The sequence below is a fragment of the Flavilitoribacter nigricans DSM 23189 = NBRC 102662 genome, assembly GCF_002646595.1.
Classification (GTDB): domain Bacteria; phylum Bacteroidota; class Bacteroidia; order Chitinophagales; family Saprospiraceae; genus Flavilitoribacter; species Flavilitoribacter nigricans.
Genome location: NZ_PDUD01000019.1, coordinates 269,194 through 294,001, shown reverse-complemented (window position 1 = coordinate 294,001; position 24,808 = coordinate 269,194). Strand labels below are relative to the sequence as shown.

Sequence of the window (24,808 nt, the reverse complement as noted above, 5' to 3'; positions counted from 1 at the left end):
ATTGAAACATTCTATGTGATCACGATCATATCCTAAAACATCCGTCATTCCACGATCCTTTCCGATCAGTTAACCTGAATAATATATCGCTGGTAACGTACCAGGGCCGGTACTCCGTCGTCGCTTACCGTCAGTATCAAATGTAAGCTTTTCCCGGTACTTGCCGGCGGTAAACGGAAGCTGGCCCGGTCCTCTTTGGCATTTATTTCGGGTAATTTCCCGGTAAAAGTTCCGGCCTCCGGATAAAAATTCCAGGCAAATTTCAGTTCATCCCCATCCGGATCCCGCACCGCCGGGGGGGTGATGGTAATGGTTTGTCCGGCCTCTGCGCTGAGCATCTGCGTAGCGGCCGCTTCCAGGAATTGGGGCGGATGATTGGCCGCGGCATAGTCCAGGACACACCAGTCCATGCGGGCCGCAAATTCCCGCTGATAATCGGGCCGCCAGCGGGAAACGCTGATCCTGGCCGAAGGTTTTCCACCGAGCACATCCGGGGCATCCGTATAGTAGCCGTTATCAGATTGACGGAACCGACCTCCCCAGCCCCCGTAATCCGGATGTGTGGGGGTTTCCAGACCGTTATTGAAAAAGTAGAACCAGGACGGCGTATCGCCTTCCTTCATCAGACCGTGCGGATTGGGAGCGGTCCAGGTCTTCTGCGGATACAGGGCCCCGAGAGGACCGTGCTCTTCCAGTACGTTCGCTACGAACCAGTCGGCGGAAGTGAGGCTTTCGTCTCCGCCCAGATACATGCCGCGGAAGGCGGCATTGCGTTTATCTTCATTTTCCGGGGCCTTATTGAGGATGTACCAAAGGCCGGGAAAACTTTTCTGCATCTGTGGGAAAATGCCGTCCTGGTCCGCAATATCGTAGATCCGGATTTTGCTTACAAAAGCCTCATAGGCTTCCGGACTGCGATCGTTCTTGACTCGCCAGAGCGCCTGGGCCAGATCGGTCTGGCCACCCCAGATACTGATATTCAGCGGGCGTTCGTCGGTCCGGTCCACCGTTTTAATGATCCAGGCTGAGCCCTCGGTATCGTGCCCCGCACCTACCTGTTCCCAGCCGCGTTCCGGGTTGCCGCTTTTGATCAGATTCTGCAGCGTATGGGCCTGCGGGAAGGAAGGACTGTGGGTTTTCAGGGATCGTTCTACCTGTCCGTAGGCTCTTACGATCTCCCGGATGAGATCCGGACGGACGACTTTTTCTTCTAACTCTCCCGGGGTGCCGGAAGCCGATGCGATCAGTCCTTCGATCTCAAATTCATTAGCGTGGGTCAGCAGCCGGATTAGGGATTGCGTATCGTCCGGGTCACCGCCGATATCGGTCAGCACCAGTAAACGGGGGTGAGTGCCCTCGGCCAGATGGGCGAGCCGCCAGCCGGCCAGCCCTCCCGGCATACTCAGGAACTCCGGACGGATCTTGAAATCAGGAATATTAATGTCGATATCGCGACTATCCTTGAGCAGGGCCAGCGTATTCAGGATCAGGTTGGCTTCGGTAGGGGAGTCGGCGGTAGCGACGGCATCCACCAAAACGGATTCCGGTGTTGATTTTCCGGTGAGCGATAAAAACTCAGCCGCCCGTACCCGCACCAGCCGGTGGGGATCTTCGGTAGCGAGTTGGAGGGCGATGTCGTAAAAAGGCTCGGCGGCAGCCCCGAAACTACTGCAGGTGATCAGAGCCCAGTAACGTTTCATCGGTTCCTCGGAACTCAGCGCCTTCGCGATGGCCGGCCGGGCCCTTTGGAAGGGCAGCAGGCTGAGATCGGCGATATCGATGAGTTCGCGGATCAGTCGGCGGTTTTGACGACCGAATTGTACCGGATTATCCGTAGCCCGGGCCAGGAATTCGGATTCCGGGAAAAAACTCAGGTCCGGTAGCGATTTTAGTTGTTGCTGCAATAAACCGCGCAGTTCGAGGAGTTGGGTCTGGTAAAATGGATCGTTAGCCAGGTTGTTGGTTTCGTGCGGATCTTTTTCCAGATCGTAGAGCGCTTCCGGAGGTCGTGCTTCGAAAAATTGGCGTTGCACGGCGTTCAATTCACCGGCGTCATATAGCTCCCGCCATTCCTGGTAGGCCAGCATCCGGAAACGGTAAAAATTGTAAAGTCCATCGATGTTGAAGGGCTGAAAATTACGCATGTACTTGAGATTGCCCTTGCGAACGGCCCGTACCAGATCGTACTTTTCGTCAAAGCGATCGGCGTAGCTGAAGGTCACATCCCGGGATTCGAGTTCTTCTTTACTCACCCCTTTACCCAGAAAAGGTTGGCCGTCCATCTTGTCCGGTACGTTTACACCGGCCAGGTTTAAGACCGTGGGGCCGAAGTCCATAAACTGGACAAAGCCGTCCAGGCTGCTGCCCGGTTCGGCGGGTACCAGATGTTTCCACTTTTCCGGCACATATACCACCAGCGGTACGTGCAGCCCGCTTTCGTAGATGTAGCCTTTGCTCCGGGGCAGCACCCCACCGTGATCGCCGTAGTAAAAAATGAAGGTATTTTCCATGAGGCCGTCCGCTTCCAGTTGATCGATAAATTCCCCGATCTGCTGGTCTACTTTTTGGTGGAGGTCGTAGTATTTGGCGTAGGTATAACGAAAGAGCGGCGTATTGGGATGATAGGGGAAGGGCGTAAACTCGTCTGGGTCCCGGCTGGTCTTTTGGGTCTTCATTTCCTCGGTGGTGAAGTGCAGTTGCCCTTCGTGGGTGGTGCCGAAGTTTTGCACATGGAAGAAGGGCTGTCCTTCCTTGCGATCCCGGTATGTCGCCCGGCGCCCGGAGGCATCCCAAACCCCGTCGGACTTCATCATGTTGTAATCCTCTTTGGCATTATTGGTGGTGTAATAGCCGGCCTGGCGCAGATAATGCGGGAACATCTCCTGCCCCTCGGGCATGGGCACGCGTTCGGTAGCGCGGTGGTACTGGGCACCGATGCGCGGCGCAAAACTGCCGGAGATCAGGGTGCTGCGCGCCACGGAACATACCGGTGCCTGGGAAAAAGCGTGGTTGAAAACGAGTCCCTGCCGGGCCAGTGCCTCAATATTGGGCATCGGAGTTCCTCCGTTCTCATTGTACAATTGCAGATAGTGCATGGAGTTGTCTTCGGAGACGACCCACACGATGTTGGGGCGCTCCTGGGCCATTGCCGGCAGGCTAAGCAGCAGAATACCGGCCAGGCAGGCCAGGGCCGGTGAAAGTTTGATCTTTATCATGTCCGTTGGTTTCGTTTTGATCAACAAAAGTCGGGGCTAGTCTGTTATTGTTGTAATTCCGACCTCTACTAACGCGGATCAAGAATCTATGACTTCGGAAAAAGTCGAACATTGATTCTTGACCGGCAGTACTACCGGTCGGTAGATTAGTTCACCCGCTCCGGCCTGAGGTCAGAGCTATAGTATAAAAATGAGCAATAATTCCGTCCTCAATATAAAACCATTGGGCTTTCCCTGGCAAACCAGCGACCCTTTTCTTTTTTGTGCCTACCATAATGATACCTTTCCGGCGGGTAATGAACAGCTCGGACCCGCTGCTTCGCTGGCCGGTCGCAGTATCGGGCAGGATTTCAATCCCAATCAGGAATGGCGCATGTACCACGGGCAAACGGTTCCGGGTTTTCCCGCGCATCCCCACGTTGGTTTTGAAACGGTTACCATCGTGACCAAAGGACTGGTCGATCACGCCGATTCATTGGGCGCCGCCGGTCGATTCGGCAACGGCGACGTGCAGTGGATGACCGCCGGAAAAGGGGTGCAGCACTCGGAGATGTTCCCGCTGCTGAACCGGGATGGCGGCAATCAGCTGGAATTGTTCCAGATCTGGCTGAACCTACCCCGGGCCAGCAAAAAGGTAGAACCCCACTTTGCCATGCTCTGGTCGGATCAGGTGCCGCACTACCAGGCGGAAGACGCACAAGGTAATGCCATTTCGGTTAAGATCATTTCCGGTCGCCTCGGCGATCTGGAGGCACCGGTGGTTTCGCCGAATTCCTGGGCAGCTGATCCCGAAAACCAGGTGAATATCTGGACGATCGAACTTGCTCCCGGAGCGGAGTGGACCATCCCGGCGGGTGACCCCGCCCTCAAAAGGGATCTACACTATTATCGTGGGGATCAACTGCAGGTGGACGGACAGGCCGTTCGTTCCCAACATACGATCCAGTTAAAGGCAGGGGAAGCGACCACTCTGATAAACGGTTCCGAACCTTCTTTTATGTTGTTCCTGCAGGGGCGGCCGATCGACGAACCGGTCGTACAGCACGGGCCGTTTGTAGGCAATAGTCAGGGCGATATTCAGCAGGCCTTTCGGAATTACCAGCAGGATCAGTTTGGTGGCTGGCCCTGGTCCCGCGCCGACCAGACGCACGGTCCGGATCGGGGGCGTTTTGCGAAATACGCCGACGGCAAGGTCGTAGAGAAATAATCTTTCCCAAACAACCTATCGGGACCGGAATAAAAAGCCGGTCCCGCTCATTTTTCGATCACCCGTTCGATCCGCTTATCGGGGATGAGCCACATCAGGGCCACCAGTACGTACAGTGCCCCGGCAATCCAACTACTCACCCAACTGGAAAAAATAGCGATCAGGTAAATGACCGGCGATATCTTGCCTTTCAGGTCGCGTCCGATGGCCCGCGCCAGGATGGAATCTTCTCCCTGGGCGCGAATGATCAGGTATTGCAGGATGAAGTAAGCAATAGCGCACATCAGTAGGATGATGCCGTACAGGGCCATCGGTAGCGGGCTGAAATGATTTTCGCCCATCCAACCGGTAACGAAGGGAATGAGGGACAACCAGAATAGCAGGTGTAGGTTCGCCCAGAGAATACCACCGGTGACCTGCCGGACGGTATGCATCATGTGGTGGTGATTGTTCCAGTAAATTCCCAGGTAAATAAAGCTGAGTACATAGCTTAAAAATACGGGTACCAGGGGCTGAAGATCGGCCAGTTCGTGACCGTGCGGTACTTTAATCTCCAGGACCATGATGGTGATCACAATGGCCAGTACACAGTCGCTGAATGCTTCCAGTCTGTTCTTTTCCATGTTTTCTAAATTAGGGCGTAGGTTGACTACCGTTTTTTAGAGAGATTGTGCGAAGGCCGCGGTCTCCCGCGCCAGTTGGTCGATCATTTCCTCCTGCGTAACTCCCGATCGTTTCAAGGTCTTAAAGGAGTGATCACCGCCCTCCATCCGGACCAGCCGGGCGCGCTCCAATTGTGAGCATACCGATTCGATTAGATCGTAGCGGGCGAGGTTGTCGCGGGTACCCTGCAGGAAAAGCTGGGGTTGTGGAATGTCGGAAAGATGAGCTGCCCGCTCGGTGCCGGGTTTACCGGCCGCGTGCAGTGGAAAACCGAAATACACAATCCCCTGAATTGATTCGAGTCCACCCGTGGCGGCCAAGAGGGAGGTCATCCGGCCACCGAAGGATTTCCCTCCGGCCAGTAGCGGTAGTCCCTCGGCGTATTTTTCGGCTTCTTGTACTGCCGCCCGGATGGCCAGGTGGGCTTTGGGAGGGCGGTCCGGTCCGCCGCCTCTTTCCATGTAGGCGAAATTGAAACGCAGGGTGCCGATCCGGTGCACGGCCAGCTGCTGGGCCAGTTGTTCCATAAACGTATGTTCCATGCCCGCACCGGCACCGTGGCTCAGTACCAGCAGTGCCCGGGCATCGGCCGGTTGGATCAGGATGGCGGAAACCGAACCGATCTCCTCCGATACTTTGATCTTAAGTCGTTTGGATTCACTCATAATTTACAAGGCTTGTGCAGGTCAGTTTATACGGAGAAAATTAGTCAAATATATGTCGTTCCCAAAATTCGCCGGCTTTTTCACAGGGCAATTGCATTAAATCCTTTTAGTACTTTTTGCGCAAAAAAGTACCCAAAATGCCGGGCAAAATTATCCTTCCCGCTCACCCGGCTCCTTCGCCCTCCATTTTGCCCGTTTCCAAGCCCGCCTTCCGAGAAATCCTTTCACTAAATTCGGGGCAAGGGAAAATGCAGCACTATTATTCCCACTATTCTAGATAAGTTTTTATCGCCCTCTAATTTAGACACGCTTAATGCGGTTGCCTTGCTTTTTCCGGACAAACCGGAAGGAGTCAAAATACCCGGTTACCACAGGATGACGGTTTCCCGTAGCGTACTTAGTTTAGAGTCTATCCAAAAACCATCCTTTGGTCTTAAAATAACCATCTATGGAACCTCATTTCGTCATTTCCTCCTTCCGTATCGCTGCTACGAAACTCGAAAATGACTTCGTGAGCACCCAAATCTGGTCATTTTCGACAGCAAAAACGGTTTCTGGATAGGCTCTTAGTTGGTATATTTCAGATCAAGTGCACAAACGATCCATATATGGTAAAGCAATTTTTCCCGGGGACGCTGATCCTGCTGATGTTATTTTTTGCGAATCCGTTATCGGCTCAGGAACCACTGCCGGAACCCTGGGTGAGTTATCCGACCGCTAATTCGGAGGCCTACGGGGTATATCACTTCCGCAAGACTTTCGAGTTGTCCGTTCCGCCGGAGGAATTGATCGTTCACGTTTCGGCCGATAACCGTTACGAACTGTTTGTCAACGGTGAGCGGGTCTGTTTTGGTCCGGCCAAAGGAGACCTGATGACCTATAAATACGATGTGATCGATATTGCAGCCTATTTGCAGGCAGGAGAAAATGTACTGGCGGCTTTAGTCTTCAATATGGGTGCGGAAAAACCCATGGCGTTTATTTCCGCCCAAACGGCTTTTTTACTACGGGCGGCATCCGAAAACTATGCTTATTTGAACTCGGACCGGGACTGGAAAACCTACGAAAACCCGGCCTACGATCCCATCGGTTACCGGGAACTGAACACCCGCGCCTGGGTACGTGGTTATTATGCCTGCGGACCCGGCGATGAAGTATTCGCCGATCGTTACCCCTGGGGTTGGGAAAGTCCGGGATTTGATGACGGCAGTTGGGTAGCCCCGCAGGTGCTCACTTTTGAACGGCGGCCTCCCTGGAATCTGGTGCCCCGGAATATTGCGTTTATGGATACGCATACCGAACGACCGGCTGCCATTCGCCGCTCGGAAGGAGTGGCGGGCGTATCGGATTTCCTCCGCTCGGAGCAGCGTATAAGGGTTGCCGCAAATACGACGGCAAAAGTGCTGTTTGACTACGGCATTTTCACCATGGGTTATCCGGAGATCACCGTAACGGGTGGCAAAGACGCCCGCATCACGGCCCGCTACGCCGAAGCGCTCTACGAACAACCGGACCTCAAGGCCCACCGCGATTCGGTCGGCACATTGACGATGTACGGCGTTTTCGATATTTATCATACCGACGGAGAGCAGAGGACTTTTCGGCCGCTCTGGAAAAGGGCCTACCGCTACCTCGAACTGGAAATTGAAACCTCCGGCGAACCCCTGGAACTCCTCCGGCTGGAAAGCACCTATTCGGGCTACCCCTACCCGGAAATGGGGACTTTTGTAAGTGATGATGCGCGCCTGAACGAGATCTTCGAGACCGGCCTGCGGACCCTCCGCATGTGTTCGGGGGAAACCTTTTACGATACGCCCTTTTACGAGCAGCTTAGCTACGGTGGGGACAACCGGCCGATCAGCGGGATCTATCTGTACAACACCACTGATGATCGCCTGCTGCGGGAAGTTTTCCGACTGCTCCCGCAATCGGCTAACATTGAGACCAATCTGTTCAAATCGGCCTACCCGTCCCGGTTCAATTTCGATATGGGCACCTGGAGCATGGCCTGGATACAGGGATTGTGGGATTACTACCAGGTACGGGGAGATACTGCCTTTTTACAGCAGTTCATTGCGCCCATCGAAGGGGTACTGGAATTCCATTTGTACCATCTGGATGAATCCACCGGATTATTGGGCCCCATCCATACCCGCAATTTTATCGATTGGAGTATTCACGAAGGCAGCGTACCGCAGAAGCGACCGCGGATCGTGATCTCCCAGTCCGCCATGTTGTCTTTGTACTTTGTGCATACGCTGGATTGCACCGCCCGCCTTTATCGACAGTTAGGCGAAACGGCGAAGGCGACTCGCTGGGAGGCTTTGTCCGCCCGGATAAAAACCGCCGTCTACGCCCATTGCTGGGACGAAGACAAACAACTGATGGCCGATTATCCGGATAAACAGCAGTTTTCTCAACACACCAATATCCTGGCGATCCTCTGTGACGCCGTGGCTCCCGCCGCTCAGTCGGCTTTACTGGATAAAATATTGACCTACGAGCATTTCGATGAGGTGGCCAGTTCTTATTTTTCCTTTTTTCTGTTTAAAGCTATGGAAAAAACGGGGCGGGAAGAGCTGTTCCTGGAGCATCTCGATTTCTGGAATACCTTTTTGGAGCGCGGACATACGACCTTCGGCGAAACCGGTTTTGCCTCCCACGATCGTTCGGACTGTCACGCCTGGAGTGCCCATCCTTCCTATTTTCTGCTGAGCCTGGTCGCAGGGGTCAAACCGGCGGATATTGGATTTCGTACGGTAGAGATTAAACCACACCTCGGGGATTTAAAGGATCTGGAGATCAGCATGCCGCATCCTTTGGGCCGCATCAAGATTAACTACCGGGTGCGGGACGATCAGCTGGAAGCAAACATTGAGCTGCCGCCGGGCCTGAATGGTACCTTTGCATACGGGGGGCAGGAGTTGCCCGTTCGGTCGGGCGTCAATCGCCTGGAAGTAAATCGGTAGGGAGTGGGAGACTACGAGACAAGGGGATCAGGCAAAGGGGAGAAACGGAGAATGGAAAGTTAGCATTCGAAATTTTTTTACTTACATTTGCTATCTTAATAACCTAATTATTAAGATGAAGAACACCTCTTACCTCCACCTCTCCCTTTTGGTTTTCCTGCTGGGCGCTATTGCCTGTGGCGAAACTCAAACGGAAACCGCCGAAGCCACACCACCCAATATCCTTTTCCTATTTACGGATGATCAGACTTATACTTCGATCCAGGCACTGGGTAACGATGAGATCATTACGCCCAATCTGAATCGACTGGTAGCGAATGGTACCACTTTTACCCATACTTACAATATGGGCGGCTGGAACGGTGCGATCTGTCTGGCATCCCGGGCTATGATCGTTTCCGGTCGGCACCTTTGGCGCGCCCACGCTTTTAGCCGGGATTTTTGGGCCAAGGGAGACTCGCTGGATAAGAGCTGGCCGAAACTGATGGAGCAACAGGGCTACCGCACCTATATGTCCGGGAAATGGCACGTTGCCGCGCCGGCCGATTCCATCTTTCAGACGGCCCGGCACATTCGACCCGGTATGCCGCCCGACGTGCGCAACAACAAGGCAATCCGCGAACGGGTAGCTGCCCGCTGGAAAGAAGAAGGTCTGGACCTGGAAGATCGCATGCCACTGGGCTATAACCGGCCGCTGGATGAAGATGATACCTCCTGGTCTCCGGCCGATTCGCTGTTCGGCGGTTTCTGGGAAGGCGGGCGCCATTGGAGTGAAGTGGTGAAGGACGATGCACTGGATTACCTGGCCGATGCCGGGCAGCAGGAGGATCCCTTCTTTATGTATCTTGCTTTCAATGCCCCGCACGATCCGCGGCAGGCGCCGCAGGAGTACCAGGATATGTACGATCTGGACGATATCTCTTTGCCGGAAAGCTGGCTGCCGGAATATCCTTATATGCGGGAAATGGGCAGTGGCCCCGGCTTGCGGGACGAAGACCTGGCGCCTTATCCGCGCACCGAACTGGCCGTCAAAACTCACCTGAAAGAATATTACGCTATCATCACCCATCTGGACGCCCAGATCGGAGAGATCCTGGATGCGTTGGAAGCTTCCGGAAAGGCAGATAACACCTATATTTTCTTTACGGCGGATCATGGGCTTTCCGTCGGACGGCACGGTCTGATCGGTAAACAGAGTATGTTCGATCACAGTATTCGCCCGCCCATGATGGTGGTCGGACCCGACATCCCGGCCGGTAAAAAAGTGGATGCGGCGGTCTACCTGCAGGACGTGATGGCGTCCAGTCTGGAACTCGCCGGAGTGCCCAAGCCCGAATACGTGGAATTTAACAGTCTGCTCCCGCTGGCGAAAGGAACGCAGACAGAAAGCAGCTATTCGGCCATCTATGGCGCGTACGAGAAATCCTCCCAGCGAATGATCCGCAAAGACGGCTACAAACTGATCGTATATCCGAAAGCGGACAAGGCCCTGCTGTTCAATATGGAGGAAGATCCCGAAGAAATGAACGATCTCTCGGGCGATCCGGATCAGCAGGAACGCCTGCAACTGATGCTGACCGACCTGCGGGAATTGCAGCGTCGCATGGGCGACGAGTATTCAGTTGATCTGTAGCCGGTGGGCCATGAACGTGGAATTCGACTAACTGGAAGATTAGTGATGGAGCTGGGGAACTTATGCCCCGCAATATCCGGTTTTGCATCTGGGCTTTAATACCTGTTACAATTTAGTATAACATAGGGCCCCACCGTTATACTTGGCGATATTCCTTCTGGCAAAAGAGAACCCGATATGATCAACTGGATACTTCAGAAAAATCTCACCAAACCCGAAGTGCTGGAGCGGATTAAATCCGCTCTGACCGGGCCGGATGAAATGTGGGAGGAAGTTGAAGTCGTGCCTTTTTCTAATGAGGTGCCGGAGATCAGCCACCGGGCTTCCCGAAATATTGTGTATGGCTCCACCACTTTTATGCTCAATGCCTACCAGGACAAAGACCTGCGGGCGGGCGTCTTTTTTGATCCCCGGAAATTTCGAATGAGTCACTACGTTAGTCAATGGGGAAAGGAGATGCTGAATGCGGATGGTACATTGTTGGCCTTCGACCGGATCCGGGAACTGAACAGTACACCCGAAACCAATTGGTTTATCCGACCGGATAGTGATGGTAAAGAATTTGCCGGAAAGGTGTTATCGTATGCGGAATTAGTGAACTGGAGCGAGCAGATCTGCGCACTCGATCTGCCGGATCTTAATGCCGATACCGAAGTATGGATCTCTCCGCCGAAAACGATCGATAAGGAATGGCGATTATTCATAGTGGACGATGAGATCGTTTCCGTCTCCCGCTATATGCATCGGGGGGAGTTGGACGAAAGCGCTACGGATCAACCGCCGGAACTATTGCAATTTGCCCGGGCCCGGATCGATGCTTACCGTTTGGATGATGTCTACGTTATGGACATTGCCCGATTGGGAAATGCTTACAAACTGATCGAGTGCAACTGTTTCAATGGTACCGGTTTTTATCGACACGATGTGGAACAGGTCATCCGATCGGTCAATCGCTTTCTCCGAAAGAAGATCAATGAACCACAAAATAATTAAGCTGGAACGCCTGCGTTTCACAAGCTGATAAACATGGATCCTTTGCAAATTACTACCAGCCCCGAGGTCGAAGCAGTTTTTGAACGCTATCCCGCAGCGGTCCGGGAGAAGATGCTGCAGCTACGAAGACTGATCCTCGAAACGGCCCGGGAGGTGGAGCTGGTCACCAAACTGGAAGAAACCTTAAAATGGGGCGAACCGAGCTACCTTACCCGGCACGGAAGCACCATCCGCATCGACTGGAAAGAAAAAAATCCGGAACAGTATGCGGTCTATTTTAAATGCACCAGCAAACTGGTCCCGACCTTCAAAGCGGTATATCCGGACCGGTTCCGCTACGAAGGTACAAGGGCTATCGTTTTTGGACTGGAAGAGGAGATCCCGGAAGCGGAACTGAAAAATTGTATTAGCGCCGGCCTGACCTATCATAAGGTGAAGCACCTCCCCCGACTCGGATTGTAAGTCTGGTTCGGGTTACCTCAAATATCCGTTTATAGGCCCGATCCCTTGCGCCTTGGCACTAAAAACCGTTAATTGTGGATTTACCAAAGTGCAAATCATGGTAGACGTACTAACCTCCATCCAGATAAACCGTCCGGTATCTGTAGTTGCCGCTTATGCCGCCGATCCGGACCATGCCACCGAGTGGTATCAAAACATTACCTCTGTGAACTGGGTAACCAGCAAACCGCTGCAACTGGGATCAAAGCTGGCCTTTAAAGCGCAGTTTCTCGGTCGTCAGATGGAATATACCTACGAGGTTGTGGAATATGACCCGGGATCAAAACTGGTAATGCGGACGGCAGAAGGGCCGTTTCCCATGGAAACGATTTATACTTGGAAAGCCGTGGAATCCGGGAAAACGCTGATGACCCTCCGCAATGCCGGTCAACCGTCCGGGTTTTCCCGCCTGTTTAAACCGGTCATGGAAATGATGATGCGCAGAGCCAACCGGAAGGACCTGGCTCTTATTAAACAGATCCTGGAACAGCGCTGACTAAAAAGGGAAAACACCGAAAATTTTTCCGCCCCGGAGTAAGTGGCGGACTACCTGCATTACGTTAACCTACAAAAGTTCGGCCTTCGGATACTTCCGGCCACCTACTTCCGAAAATTCGTAAATTGGCCCCAGTCTAACGTCCTTCAATATATGTCATTAGAAAAAGCCCTTCTTCGAATACTTCCCGCCGAGCGGGTGAAGACTCGTCTGATCGATCGCTACGCCTACGCCAGTGACGCCAGCCATTTTTACCTGGTGCCGCAGGCCGTGGTGCAGCCCAATACCATAGAAGAAATTCGTCGTTTGTTTGCGCTGGCGCACGAAGAAAAGATCCATCTCACTTTCCGCGCCGGCGGTACCAGCCTTTCCGGGCAGTCCGTCACCGACGGCATTCTGGTGGATCTGAGTAATTACTGGCGTAAGGTGACTCCCGAGGCGGACGGACAGCAGGTGCGCGTCCAACCCGCCGTGATCGGTTCCTACGTCAATCTGGCCCTCAAAAAGTACGGCAAAAAGATGGGACCCGATCCGGCCTCCATCAATGCGGCCATGATGGGCGGTATCCTGTCCAACAATTCCAGCGGGATGTGTTGCGGGGTGGAGTTCAATTCCTACCATACGCTGCGGGCCATTACGTTTGTGCTACCCAACGGACAGGTATTCAACACCGAAAATCCGGACGACTACGAGCGTTTTGAAAAAGAAGAACCGAACCTGTTTGCCGGCCTGAAACAAATGCGGCTGGACATATTCCGTAACCAGGAGCTAATGGCCCGCATTCGAAAGAAATACAAACAGAAAAACACGGTGGGTTACTGTATGAATGCCTTTGTGGACTACGAGCATCCGCTGGATATACTGGCTCACCTGATCATCGGCGGCGAAGGTACGCTGGCCTTTATCGCCGAGGCAGTGTTGGATACCATCCCCGATTATCCCTACAAGATGACGGCTATGCTGTATTTCGATAGTCCCGAGGTAGCCTGCAACGCCATCTACGATCTGAAAACAACCGGTGCGCGGGCCCTGGAATTTATGGATCGGGCCTCCCTGCGTTCGGTGGAAGATATGCCGGGTGTGCCGGACTTCCTGCGGACTTTACCCGGAGCGGCCTCGGCCATTCTGATCGAATTTCAGGAAAGCACGCCGGAAGAACTGGCCGCCCGCTACGAAGCGGCGAAGTCCATGTTTGCGGAATTGCCGCTGCTATTCCCGCCGGACTTTACGCAGGATCCCGCGGAACAGGCCCTGATGTGGAAGATCCGCAAGGGCATGTATCCTTCTGTGGCGGGTATGCGCGCCAAAGGAACATCGGCTCTGATGGAAGATTTCACCTTCCCGGTAGAGCGTTTGGGGGAGGCCGTGGTGGACGTGCAAAAACTGTTCGATAAACACGCTTACGAAAACGGGATCATCTTCGGGCATGCTAAAGATGGTAACCTGCATTTTGTCGTATCCCAGAGTTACGCTACGGAGGAAGACATTGCGGCCTACCAACTGTTCAACGATGATCTGTTCGATCTGGTACTCAATAAATACGACGGTGCGCTGAAGGGCGAGCACAGTTCCGGACGGGCCGTATCGGCCTATATCTCTCGGGAGTGGGGTACCGAAGCCTACGAGATCATGAAGTGGGTGAAACGCCTGGTAGATCCGGAAAATCTGCTTAACCCGGGGATCGTCATCACGGAAGATCCGCTGACCCATGTGCACCACCTGAAAGTCATGCCCGTGGTGGAAGAGGAAGTGGATCGCTGTATCGAATGCGGTTTCTGCGAAAGCGCCTGCCCGAGCCGGGATCTGACCCTTACCCCCCGGCGCCGGATCGGAGTTCGCCGCGCCATTAAACGGGCGGAAATGGCCGGAGATATCGCCACCCAGAAAGCTTTACTGGAAGATTATACTTACGAAGGGCTGGAAACCTGTGCGACCGATGGGATGTGCGCCACCAAATGCCCGGTGGATATCAATACCGGAGATCTGGTGAAACGACTGCGACGGGAAAACCATTCGCCCCGGCAGAACAAACTGGCCCTGCAGGTGGCTAAGCGATTCGGCTGGTTCGAAAGAACTGCCCGACTGGGTTTAAAAACCGGGACGGGACTTAACCGGCTGCTGGGTACCGGCTTTATGCCGGGGCTGACGGGTATGGCCCGGAAGATCCTGCCAGTTCTGCCGAATTGGTCCGGCCAGTTTGAAAAACTACAACTGAATTACCACCTGAATGGTAAGTCCAAACGGACCGGTAAAAAGAAAAAAACGGCTTTGGAGGTTCTATATTTCCCATCCTGTATCTCCCGGATGATGGGCGGAGAGATGATCGATGCTTTCCAGTCCGTTTGCCGCAAGGCGGACGTGGCCGTTTCCTTTCCGAAACCCGTAACGGGTGGTTGCTGCGGGCAGATCTTTTCTTCTAAGGGATTTGCCGATGCCTACCGCTACAAAGCCAACGAAGCGATGGAGCGCCTCTGGGCGGCTTCCGATGTGGGCCGGTTGCTGGTGGTTGCGGATGTCAGCAGTTGTACGCAGACCCTGTTGGGCTCCCGGAATTATCTGTCGGAAGAAAATCAGGCGCGGTTCGATAAACTGCAGATCCTGGATATCGTCGATTTTGCGGCAGATCACCTGATCGGGCGGCTACGGATCACCCAACCGAAAGAAAAGGTGGTCTTTCATCCGGTATGTTCGGTGCAGAAAATGGGGACGGTCGCCAAATTGCAGGCCATCGGAGCGGCCTGTTCCGCCCGCGCTGATCTGCCGGTCTTTGCGGCTTGCTGCGGTATGGCCGGTGATCGCGGATTCCTGTACCCGGAACTGACGGCCGCCGCTACCAAAACGGAAGCCGCGGAAGTACGGCAAGAAACGTACGATGGATACTATTCCACCTCCAAAACCTGTGAATTGGCGCTAAGCGAGGCAGTGGGCCAGGATTACGAGTCCGTGCTCCGTCTGCTGGACGAGGTGAGCGAATAATTTTCAACCAATTTTCCGGTAAACCCGGACCCAATGATGAAGTTTTAGCAGATTGTTTATCTTAGCCGGGTGACCATAAAATACTTACAAAACAGACCAACAACCAATTTTGATGAAAAGAAGAAAGTTCATAAAGGATACCGCCTCCTTCGCCTCCCTTACCTTTTTGCCGTCGGCCGTCTGGGCCCGTACCCGGAACGCCAAATTGAGAACGGCCCACATCGGGGTCGGGGGAATGGGAGGTGCCGATCTGAAATCAATTTCCTCCCACAGCATGGTGGAAGTAACCGCATTGTGTGATGTCGACGCCAACCGACTGGCGGATGCGAAAAAACTGCATGCCCACGCCAGTACTTTTGCGGACTACCGGAAATTATTTGACGAGATCGGTAAAAATATTGATGCAGTGATCGTTTCCACTCCGGATCACACCCACGCGCCGGCTTCCCTGCTGGCCATGGAAATGGACAAGCCGGTGTACTGCCAGAAACCGCTCACGCACCACGTAACCGAAGCCAGAGCCGTGCGCAAAATGGCGGAGGAAAAAGGACTGGTGACCCAAATGGGCATTCAGATCCACTCTTTCAAAGAATACCGTTCGGCCGTACAACTAATTCAGGACGGCATCATCGGTAAGGTACATACCGTGCGGGCCTGGTCACCCAAAAACTGGGGATACAACGGCGCGGCTCCCGTAGGCAGCGATCCGGTGCCAGATTACCTGGACTGGAATTTGTGGCTGGGTACTGCTCCAAAAAGAAATTACAAAGACAAGGTGTACCATCCGGGACAGTGGCGTAAATTGCTGGACTACGGCTGCGGAACGCTGGGCGATATGGGAGTTCATATTTTTGATACCCCTTACACCGCGCTGGCCCTGGATGTACCCAAAACGGTAAAGACCAAGTGTCGGAAACCAACCGGATTCGGGCATCCCGAAAAAAATACCGTAACCTACGAATTCCCCGGTACGGCCTACACTACCGATACCTTGAAGTGGGTGTGGTACGACGGCCCCGAAGCTCCAAAAATGCACCGGGATCTGAAACTGCCCAATGGCGATCAGCTGCCGGAACAGGGCGCCATGTTCATCGGCAAAAAAGGTCGGCTGCTGTTACCGCACTGGGCTTTTCCCAAACTGATCGTCGGCAAAAAGTACGAATCCGTATCGTATCCGGAGCTGGAAGAAGTTGATCATTATCACCAGTTCGTGGATGCCTGTATGGGCAAAACCGAAACGAGCGCTCCGTTCTCCTACGCTGCCCGTTTGACGGAAGCAATTCTGCTGGGCGTGGTCGCGAATCGCTTCCCGAATAAAAAACTGCACTGGAACAATGCTTCCTCCTCTTTCGCGGAAACGGAACCGAATGCCTTGCTGGGGGGAACCTATCGCGCCTTTTAAGTAGCCGGTGATCCGGCCATTAACAACCTTAATTTTTGAACGCTGACCATTAAAAAATATGAATTTTAATCCTACCGCCAGAATCCTCATGGGCCCCGGCCCTTCCGACGCCCATCCCCGGGTACTACGCGCCATGGCCGCCCCACTGATGGGGCACCTGGATCCCGAATTTGTCCGGATGATGGATGAAGTGAAAGCCATGACGCAGCAGACGCTGCTTACCGAGAATCACCTCACTTTCGTCGTTTCGGCTCCGGGAAGCGCCGGCATGGAGACCTGCCTGGTCAACCTGCTGGAACCGGGTGATGAATGTATCATCTGTATAAATGGGGTTTTTGGCGGTCGGATGGCCGATATTGCCGATCGCTGCGGCGCTACTGTTCACAAAGTAGAAGTAGAATGGGGGCAGATCATCGAACCGGCGGATCTGAAAAAGGCCCTGGATAAGTGCCCCGCTCCGAAGCTGGTAGCCCTGGTACACGCCGAAACATCTACCGGTGCGCTGCAACCCATGGAGGAGATCAGCGAAATGGTGCACGACGCCGGCGCACTGCTGGTGGTTGATGCCGTCACGTCCTACTGCGGGGTCCCCCTGAAAGTGGACGAGTGGAAGATCGATGCCCTCTATTCCGGCACCCAAAAGTGTCTGAGCGCCCCTCCGGGACTGTCGCCGGTCACCTTTTCGGATGCTGCCGTTAAAACGCTGGAAAACCGTAAGACCAAAGTACAGAGCTGGTTCCTGGATCTGAGTATGGTCAAGAACTACTGGGCGGGAGCGAAAAGGGCCTACCACCATACGGCACCGGTATCTTCCGTTTACGCCATCCACCAGGCCCTGAGCCTGGTACTGGAAGAAGGACTCGAAAAGCGGTGGGCCCGCCACCGGGAAGTGCACCTCTACCTGCGCGGCAAACTGGAGAACCTAGGCTTCCGCTATCTGGTGGACGAAGCGCATCGCCTGCCAAACCTGAATTCCGTATTCCTGCCCGAAGGACTGGACGAAGCCAAATTGCGCCGGCAACTGCTGGACGATTACAATATCGAAGTGGGTGGCGGCCTCGGTGCTTTCGCCGGTAAGATCTGGCGGATCGGCATTATGGGCGAGAGTTGCACCAAAAATCATGTGAATATGCTGGTGGGGGCTTTGGAAGAGTTGATCTGATCAACTCCGCATTTACGCTTCGGAAAATAGCCTAAAAGTCCAGGATCAGGGATTGGACAAAAAACTGAAATAGGATCGGTGGGGTAGGGCATGCCTGAAATTTCTCTCTTCCAAAACTAAACCAAGATGAGTAATCAACCTGTTCAGCAACCCGGAGTATATATTGAAGAAGTAAATGCCTTTCCCAATTCGGTGGTGCAGGTAGCGACGGCAGTCCCGGCTTTCATCGGCTATACCCCGCAGGCGGAGTACGAAGGGAAATCTTATTTATTCAAGCCGGTAGCGATCAACTCGATGGCTGAATTCATGGATTATTTTGCCTATCCCGCCGAGCCGGTTACGAAAAAAGCACCAGCGCAGTACAGTCCTTCCTATTATCTTACCAAACAAAAGAAAGCACCCGAGAAAGGGAATTTTTACCACTTCAACGGAGATATCTACACGATCGAGCCGGATCCGAATACGATCTACTATTTGTACAACATGATCAAGCTATTCTTCCAGAATGGCGGCAGTCAGGCGTATATCGTTTCCGTTGGTACCTACGGGCCGGCCAGCGGTGCTCCCATTGATCCCGGAAGCCAGATCATCAACCCCAATGTGCGGTTGTCCGATCTGATAAGAGGTCTGGATATGCTCAAGAAGGTTCCGGAGGTAACCATGTACATTTTTCCCGAAGCCACACTGCTCGGACTAGCGGAAAACGGCAGCCTGATGGAGCAGAGCCTGGTCCAGTGTGGAAGCATGCAAACCGCCGTGGCTATTTTCGATGTGATCGGCGGCCGGGAACCGGATCCCATCGGGTGGACAAAAGATATTGAGAACTTTCGGAACAGTACTGGAAACAATTCCCTTAAATACGGGGTGGCCTATTATCCCTATCTCAAAACTACGGCTGTTCCCATCGATGAGGTCACCTACCAGAATATAAACGGTGGTGATGTCAGCGTTTTAGACCCCATTCTCAATCCTCCGGCTGCTCCTAATCCCAATGCCAAGAAGATCCTGGATAGCATCGCCAAAGGCAACGAACAAACAGTAAGCCAGAATAGTGCAGCGCTGGCGGTGGCCAGTGCAACCTATAAGCAAATCCTCTCGATCATTCAGGAAAAGATCAATACGCTACCACCCAGTGGCGTCATGGCCGGCGTCTATTCGCTGGTCGACAACACCCAGGGCGTATGGAAGGCACCGGCTAATGTAACGCCCATCGGGGTGTCCGACATCACGATCAGGCTGAACGACCAGGACCAGCAGGGACTTAATGTGGATGCGGTTTCCGGAAAATCCGTTAATGCGATCCGGTTTTTCCCCGGTCTGGGCGTGCTTGTTTGGGGCGCACGTACCCTGGATGGCAATAGCCAGGACTGGCGTTACGTCAACGTACGCCGTACCGCCACCATGATCGAGCAATCCATTAAACTGGCGCTCCGTAGCTTCGTATTCGCTCCGAATACCCAAAATACCTGGACTTCCATCCAGAGTATGCTGGAAAACTTTCTCACCAATATATGGAAGGAAGGAGCACTGCAGGGAGCTCAACCAGGGGACGCTTTTTCCGTGCGGGTAGGCTTAGGTACAACTATGACCGCGCAGGATATTTTGGATGGCATGATCCGGGTTTCCGTGTTGCTGGCGGTCTCCCATCCCGCAGAATTCATCGTAGTGACGGTGGAACAGGAGTTGGCAAAATCATAACCATCAGACTGCTGGATGAAAAGTATTAGGTAGCGGTTATCTGGTCCCTGAAAAATACCTGGCCATAAATGATACCTGCCACTGATCTGAAATCATGGCCCATATAGAGCTGACGATTAAAACTACTTACTAATTTCACTAATTAAAATTTGGCAAGTTATGGCAGACCCTGCTGCTTATCCTCCTGTATCCTTCAGTTTTAGTCTTTCATTTTCGGGAAGCAGCGAACCATCAGATGCTGCCTTCCAGGAGGCATCGGGTATCAACGTGGATATGAACACGGAAGAAATGGGCTCCGAAGGAGAGAACCGGTTTAAGTACCGCCTGCCGGGGAAGACCAAATACAGTAACCTGGTATTGAAAAGAGGGGTAATTCCCAAAAACTCCCCTCTTTTCACCTGGTGTGACCAGACCCTGAACCAGGGACTGGCCGAACCGATCCAGACGAAGACGATCACCGTAGCCTTATTGGATGACAAACAAAATATCCTCATTTCCTGGGTCTTCCAAGATGCCTATCCGGTTAAGTGGAGTGTATCGGAATTCAAATCTATGGAAAATGCCTACGCGGTAGAAAGCATCGAATTCGCTTATAATTATTTTGAGACCAAAAAGAATAGCTGAGCACCCAGATTGGATGCCGGATAATACTGGATCCTGATACGTATAGCCATCGATATACGGTGGATTAGATCGATGATAGGTTCGTTTTTTTGGTGGAGGTTCGAGATGAATGAATTACGAAATACAGCGACAGTGGCCCCCCTCCGGAATATTTAAAACATAAGCAAGATGCAGGAAGAAATGATTAGTGAAGAGATCTATATTCAAAATGCCGGTTTGGTGATTTTAAATGCCTACCTCTCTTCTTTTTTTGACCGCTGTGGCCTGACGGAGGATAGTGGTTTCAAATCGCAGGATGCTGCCGAGAGAGCGGCTCAATTACTTCAATACGTGGTAGTTGGCGAAAATCGGCAGAAGGAGGAAGATTTGGTTTTGAATAAAATATTGTGCGGAATACCTGTAGAAACGATAATAAGTGAAGCATTTACTCCCTCGGAGTCGGAGAAGGAAATCTCCGAACAAATGCTCCAGGCGATCATCAGCCATTGGGAACTGATCAAGAACAGTTCTGCTGAGGGTTTTCGGGAATCCTGGCTTTGGCGGGAAGGTAAATTAATGCGTAAGGAAAAATACTGGGAGTTGAAAGTAGAACAACGCCCGTTTGATGTTTTGCTGGATTACAAACCTTTTTCCATCAGTCCGGTCAGCTTTTCGTGGATGGAATATCCCATAAAAGTGATATGGAGATGATATATGCTAATACTGCGGACGTTTAGAATCTTATGGCGATAAACCATTCAACACAGAAACGTGGGCGGAAAAAATTGGCAGCATCTTCTACATTGTTCACCATTAATCCCTCGAACCCGATTAATTGTCTCCCCCCTTACCAAAGAGAAAAATTTAAAAGTTTTGCTATCATATTTCCCTATTTTGTGCCCCCTAGAACGGAACGTGGCTTACGTTTCGAGATATACATTATCATCATAGGATTAGTACTGAAAAATTACCCCTAAGCCATCATTATTTTTTGCCTATCAAACTTAACATTCGGATAGACGCACTATAGTGTCCGTCCGGTAGTTCCTCAGTGTTTATTTACATCATTGTCAGGTGATCCAGTGGATTGCATTTCCTTCTTTTGCCCGTTTCGGAGCAGAGGTGGGATAGGTATATCCGTTGGTTAACAACATTTTACGGAAAATCCATTGGTCGCAGGTGACCAGGATGACCGGGTTTAGCTATGAAAGATTCCGGACCACTATTTCAGGTCCGCGGATCCAGGTAGCCCTGTGTCCGAACGCCCCGACTTCCGATGGTATCGTCACTTTGACGCTTTACTGCAATCCGGTAATGCTACCGGGTTGAGCTGGCATGTTTATTCATTTTATCACTCAAATACTGTTAGTATGAAGTTTTTGCAACGATTTTCATGGAGTTTCCTGATGCTGTTTTTGCTGACGGCCTACTCTGTGGAAGCGCAACGGACTATTTCCGGTACCGTTACCGGAGATGGTGAACCGCTCATCGGCGCCACGGTTCTGGTGGAAGGAACGACCACCGGCGGGGTGACCGATCTGGATGGTCGCTATACCATTCAGGCTAGTCCGGAAGATGTGCTGCTTTTTTCCTACACGGGTATGGAAGAGCAGCGGATCACCGTGGGCAACCAGACTACGATCGACGTAACTCTGGCCGGCTCCAATTTGTTAAATGAGGTACTCGTAGTGGCCTACGGTACTTCCAAAAAAGGAGCTTTTACCGGTTCCGCCACGCAGATCAATGCGGAATCTCTGGAAGGCCGGGCGCTGACCAACATCAGTTCCGCCATCGAAGGTGCCGCCGGTATTCAGTACGCTCCGGGTAACGGCCAGCCGGGATCCAGTTCGCCCATCCGGGTGCGCGGATTTGGCTCGGTAAATGCCTCCAGCGCTCCGCTTTATGTAGTGGACGGGATTATTTTTTCCGGTGCTTTATCTAGCATCAACCCGAATGACGTGGAAAGTATTACGGTACTGAAGGATGCCGCTTCCACGGCGCTGTACGGTAGCAAAGCTGCCAACGGGGTGGTGCTGATCACGACCAAGCAGGGTTCCAAGGGCAACGATAAGTTTACCCTGAATGTCAGTCAGGGCGTTACCGGTCGCGCTATTCCCGAATACGAACGGGTCAACGCCGAGCAGTACTATCCTCTGATGTGGGAGGGTTATCGCAACAGCCTGGCGATCTCCGGTGATACGCCGCTCGATGAGGCCAATCAAATGGCAACCGCCGGGATCTTCGACGAACTGGGTACCAACCCTTTCAACGTAGGCAACGATCAGATTGTCGGTACGGATGGGCAATTGAACCCATCCGCTCGCTTGCTGTATCCGGATGATCTGGACTGGCAGGAAGAACTGACCCGCTCCAGTGCCCGCAGTACGGTGGATCTTTCTTACCAGGGAGCAACCGATAAAACGAACTATTTCGCTTCCGTGGGATACCTGGACGACAAGGGCTGGATCCTGAATTCCGATTTCCAGCGGATCTCCGGCCGGGTGAATGTGAATACTTCTCCCCGCGACTGGATCAGCACGGGTTTTAACCTGTCGGGTAGCTCTTCGGTTTCCAATCAGGCCGCCGACGGTGGTAGTACCTCATTTGTCAATCCGTTCTTCTCTACCCGTCGTATTGCACCGATCTATCCGGTGTACGAACACGATCCCGTCACGGGTGAGTTCCTGCTGGACGATGCGGGTAATCGCATCTACGATCTGGGTGTGAACCGCGTGGGTAATACCAACGGCCGCCACGTTATCCAGGAAACCATCCTGAATGTGGACAACAACCGCAATACCTCGCTGGGAGCCAGAGCCTACGTTGATCTGTTCTTCCTGGACGGATTTAAGTTTACGGCCAATGCCAGTCTGGATCGCCGTTTCTTCAGCAATGAAGATTTCGATAACCCCATCGTGGGTGACGGTGCACCCGCTGGTCGTGCCGGCCGGGACGCTATCACGATCTCTTCGGTAACCTACAACCAGTTGCTGAATTATAACAAGGACTTCGGTCAGCACAGCATCGGCATTCTGGCCGGTCACGAAAGCTTTGAATACGAGCGCAATTTCCTCACCGGCTTCCGCTTAGGCATCATCGCCGACGGAAACACCGAACTGATCAACTTCACCCAAACCTCCAACCTGTCTTCCAATACCCGGAAATACAGCACGGAAGGTTACCTGGGACGGATCGAATACGATTATGACGATAAATACTTTATTTCCGGCTCTTTCCGTCGCGACGGATCTTCCCGTTTCTACGAGGATGTACGTTGGGGTAACTTCTGGTCCGTCGGTGGTGCCTGGCGTTTGGATCAGGAGGCTTTCATTCAGTCTGCCGGCTGGATCGACTTGCTGAAACTGAGAGCCTCTTACGGGGAAGTGGGTAACGACTCCAACCTCGACAATACGGCCCTGAGCTTTTTTGCCAGCCAGCCGCTCTTCAGCCTTGGGTTCAACAACGACCTGGAACCGGGTATTCTGCTGAGCACTCTGGGATCCACCACGCTCGAATGGGAATCGAACGCCCAGGCGGACGTAGCCGTGGAATTTGCCCTGTTTGATTATCGAGTAGACGGTAGCATTGAGTACTACAACCGGATTACGGATAACCTCCTGTTCGAAGTACCGCTACCGCTGTCTTCCGGACTGGATGCCTTTAATGCCAATATCGGTTCGATGTTCAACCGCGGTATAGAGGTCAATTTGGGTGTGGATGTCATCCGCAGCCGGAATTTCTCCTGGCGCCTGGATGCCAACGCTTCTACCATTAAGAATGAATTTACGGAATTGCCGCAGGAAGAGATCATCAACGGTACCAAGAAACTGGTGGTTGGCGGTTCTATCTATGACTACTGGCTGAGAGACTGGTACGGCGTGGATCCGGCGGATGGAGCGTCACTGTATGTTCTGGCCGATGATGCCGATCGCGATGATGTGAATGTGCGCGAAATTGACGGTACGCTGGTAACGACGAATATCAATGATGCTAAATTCGACTTCGTAGGTACCGCTATTCCCGATCTGTTCGGTAGCTTCCAGAATACCTTTACCGTTGGAGATTTCCGTCTGGGCTTCCTGTTCACTTACCAGTTGGGCGGACAGACTTACGACAGCAACTTTGCCGGTCTGATGTCAGTCAACAACTACGGTGGTGCCCTGAGCACGGAGATCCTGAACCGCTGGCAGCAGCCGGGAGATATCACGGATGTACCCCGTCTGGACGATAGCCAGTCGAACAACTTCAACGGCGCTTCCGATCGCTGGCTGGTGAGCTCCAGCTACATCGCACTGCGTCAGTTGAATCTGTCCTACGATCTGCCGCAGGGTGTGATCAACAATCTGGGACTGCGTCACCTGCGCATCTTCGCCAACGGCGAGAACCTGTTCCTGAAAACGGCCCGGAAAGGTATGGACGTTAATCAGAACTTCAACGGTACCACACAGAACCGTTTCACGCCCTCGCGTATTCTGACGCTGGGAGCAAATGTTGGGTTCTAGTAACGCCGAATTCCAGTCGGCGCACAACAGCCGGCTTGTATTCGCGACATTCTCTAGTAATGCCGATTTGTAGTCGGCATATCTCCGACCAGAGGTCGGAGCAACGTATAAAAACATAAAAAA

Annotated in this window: 16 protein-coding genes; 13 read left to right on the top strand and 3 right to left on the bottom strand. The window is 52.9% G+C overall.

Annotated elements, in window-relative coordinates; genetic code table 11:
• Nucleotides 1–65: 65 nt before the first annotated feature.
• The gene (locus CRP01_RS13975) at nt 66–3,215 is read right to left on the bottom strand and encodes a nucleoside hydrolase-like domain-containing protein (RefSeq protein WP_099150672.1); all 3,150 of its coding nucleotides are present in this window, start codon (nt 3,213–3,215) and stop codon (nt 66–68) included.
• 190 nt (nt 3,216–3,405) lie between these two features.
• On the opposite strand from CRP01_RS13975, the gene CRP01_RS13970 reads away from it, so the two are divergent.
• On the top strand, nt 3,406–4,422 hold the full coding sequence (locus CRP01_RS13970; protein WP_099150671.1) for a pirin family protein: 1,017 nt from the start codon (nt 3,406–3,408) through the stop codon (nt 4,420–4,422).
• A 47-nt stretch (nt 4,423–4,469) separates the two neighbouring features.
• On the opposite strand, the gene CRP01_RS13965 is transcribed toward CRP01_RS13970, so the two are convergent.
• On the bottom strand, nt 4,470–5,045 hold the full coding sequence (locus tag CRP01_RS13965) for a TMEM175 family protein (protein WP_099150670.1): 576 nt from the start codon (nt 5,043–5,045) through the stop codon (nt 4,470–4,472).
• A 36-nt stretch (nt 5,046–5,081) separates the two neighbouring features.
• Nucleotides 5,082–5,750 (bottom strand): alpha/beta hydrolase family protein, encoded by a 669-nt coding sequence (locus CRP01_RS13960; protein ID WP_099150669.1) that lies wholly within the window; start codon nt 5,748–5,750, stop codon nt 5,082–5,084.
• Nucleotides 5,751–6,358: 608 nt separating this feature from the next.
• On the opposite strand from CRP01_RS13960, the gene CRP01_RS13955 reads away from it, so the two are divergent.
• The 12 genes from CRP01_RS13955 to CRP01_RS13900 all read left to right on the top strand — a co-directional run bounded on the left by CRP01_RS13955 (nt 6,359) and on the right by CRP01_RS13900 (nt 24,685).
• Complete coding sequence (locus CRP01_RS13955; protein WP_099150668.1) at nt 6,359–8,719, top strand: alpha-L-rhamnosidase-related protein; 2,361 nt, start codon at nt 6,359–6,361, stop codon at nt 8,717–8,719.
• 115 nt (nt 8,720–8,834) lie between these two features.
• The gene (locus tag CRP01_RS13950; RefSeq protein ID WP_099150667.1) at nt 8,835–10,352 is read left to right on the top strand and encodes a sulfatase-like hydrolase/transferase; all 1,518 of its coding nucleotides are present in this window, start codon (nt 8,835–8,837) and stop codon (nt 10,350–10,352) included.
• A gap of 177 nt (nt 10,353–10,529) precedes the next feature.
• Nucleotides 10,530–11,345, top strand: coding sequence for an ATP-grasp domain-containing protein (locus CRP01_RS13945; RefSeq protein WP_099150666.1), 816 nt, complete (start codon nt 10,530–10,532; stop codon nt 11,343–11,345).
• 33 nt (nt 11,346–11,378) lie between these two features.
• Entirely contained in the window at nt 11,379–11,807 is a 429-nt protein-coding gene (locus CRP01_RS13940) for a DUF1801 domain-containing protein (RefSeq protein ID WP_099150665.1), read from the top strand.
• A 97-nt stretch (nt 11,808–11,904) separates the two neighbouring features.
• Nucleotides 11,905–12,342 (top strand): SRPBCC family protein, encoded by a 438-nt coding sequence (locus CRP01_RS13935; protein ID WP_099150664.1) that lies wholly within the window; start codon nt 11,905–11,907, stop codon nt 12,340–12,342.
• Between the two features lie 153 nt (nt 12,343–12,495).
• Nucleotides 12,496–15,318, top strand: coding sequence for an FAD-binding and (Fe-S)-binding domain-containing protein (locus CRP01_RS13930; RefSeq protein ID WP_099150663.1), 2,823 nt, complete (start codon nt 12,496–12,498; stop codon nt 15,316–15,318).
• 112 nt (nt 15,319–15,430) lie between these two features.
• The gene (locus tag CRP01_RS13925) at nt 15,431–16,720 is read left to right on the top strand and encodes a Gfo/Idh/MocA family protein (RefSeq protein ID WP_099150662.1); all 1,290 of its coding nucleotides are present in this window, start codon (nt 15,431–15,433) and stop codon (nt 16,718–16,720) included.
• 58 nt (nt 16,721–16,778) lie between these two features.
• Entirely contained in the window at nt 16,779–17,882 is a 1,104-nt protein-coding gene (locus tag CRP01_RS13920) for a pyridoxal-phosphate-dependent aminotransferase family protein (RefSeq protein ID WP_099150661.1), read from the top strand.
• A gap of 126 nt (nt 17,883–18,008) precedes the next feature.
• A complete protein-coding gene (locus CRP01_RS13915) occupies nt 18,009–19,580 on the top strand; it encodes a phage tail sheath family protein (RefSeq protein ID WP_099150660.1) in 1,572 nt (523 codons plus the stop codon).
• Between the two features lie 159 nt (nt 19,581–19,739).
• Nucleotides 19,740–20,204 carry a phage tail protein gene (locus CRP01_RS13910; protein ID WP_099150659.1) on the top strand — a complete coding sequence of 155 codons (465 nt, stop codon included), beginning with the start codon at nt 19,740–19,742 and terminating at the stop codon, nt 20,202–20,204.
• 168 nt (nt 20,205–20,372) lie between these two features.
• Nucleotides 20,373–20,894: a contractile injection system tape measure protein gene (locus tag CRP01_RS13905; RefSeq protein ID WP_099150658.1), complete on the top strand. Its 522-nt coding sequence runs from the start codon at nt 20,373–20,375 to the stop codon at nt 20,892–20,894.
• Nucleotides 20,895–21,553: 659 nt separating this feature from the next.
• Nucleotides 21,554–24,685, top strand: a complete 3,132-nt coding sequence (locus CRP01_RS13900; RefSeq protein ID WP_099150657.1) for a SusC/RagA family TonB-linked outer membrane protein — start codon at nt 21,554–21,556, stop codon at nt 24,683–24,685.
• Nucleotides 24,686–24,808: the final 123 nt, after the last annotated feature.

Excerpts from the sequence above, each read along its gene's own strand:
- CRP01_RS13920 (WP_099150661.1), top strand. The coding sequence starts at position 16,779 with ATGAATTTTAATCCTACCGCCAGAATCCTCATGGGCCCCGGCCCTTCC.
- CRP01_RS13935 (WP_099150664.1), top strand. The coding sequence starts at position 11,905 with ATGGTAGACGTACTAACCTCCATCCAGATAAACCGTCCGGTATCTGTA.
- CRP01_RS13955 (WP_099150668.1), top strand. The coding sequence starts at position 6,359 with ATGGTAAAGCAATTTTTCCCGGGGACGCTGATCCTGCTGATGTTATTT.
- CRP01_RS13900 (WP_099150657.1), top strand. The coding sequence starts at position 21,554 with ATGAAGTTTTTGCAACGATTTTCATGGAGTTTCCTGATGCTGTTTTTG.
- CRP01_RS13915 (WP_099150660.1), top strand. The coding sequence starts at position 18,009 with ATGAGTAATCAACCTGTTCAGCAACCCGGAGTATATATTGAAGAAGTA.
- CRP01_RS13945 (WP_099150666.1), top strand. The coding sequence starts at position 10,530 with ATGATCAACTGGATACTTCAGAAAAATCTCACCAAACCCGAAGTGCTG.
- CRP01_RS13975 (WP_099150672.1), bottom strand. The coding sequence starts at position 3,215 with ATGATAAAGATCAAACTTTCACCGGCCCTGGCCTGCCTGGCCGGTATT.
- CRP01_RS13925 (WP_099150662.1), top strand. The coding sequence starts at position 15,431 with ATGAAAAGAAGAAAGTTCATAAAGGATACCGCCTCCTTCGCCTCCCTT.
- CRP01_RS13960 (WP_099150669.1), bottom strand. The coding sequence starts at position 5,750 with ATGAGTGAATCCAAACGACTTAAGATCAAAGTATCGGAGGAGATCGGT.
- CRP01_RS13950 (WP_099150667.1), top strand. The coding sequence starts at position 8,835 with ATGAAGAACACCTCTTACCTCCACCTCTCCCTTTTGGTTTTCCTGCTG.
- CRP01_RS13910 (WP_099150659.1), top strand. The coding sequence starts at position 19,740 with ATGGCAGACCCTGCTGCTTATCCTCCTGTATCCTTCAGTTTTAGTCTT.
- CRP01_RS13940 (WP_099150665.1), top strand. The coding sequence starts at position 11,379 with ATGGATCCTTTGCAAATTACTACCAGCCCCGAGGTCGAAGCAGTTTTT.
- CRP01_RS13965 (WP_099150670.1), bottom strand. The coding sequence starts at position 5,045 with ATGGAAAAGAACAGACTGGAAGCATTCAGCGACTGTGTACTGGCCATT.
- CRP01_RS13930 (WP_099150663.1), top strand. The coding sequence starts at position 12,496 with ATGTCATTAGAAAAAGCCCTTCTTCGAATACTTCCCGCCGAGCGGGTG.
- CRP01_RS13970 (WP_099150671.1), top strand. The coding sequence starts at position 3,406 with ATGAGCAATAATTCCGTCCTCAATATAAAACCATTGGGCTTTCCCTGG.
- CRP01_RS13905 (WP_099150658.1), top strand. The coding sequence starts at position 20,373 with ATGCAGGAAGAAATGATTAGTGAAGAGATCTATATTCAAAATGCCGGT.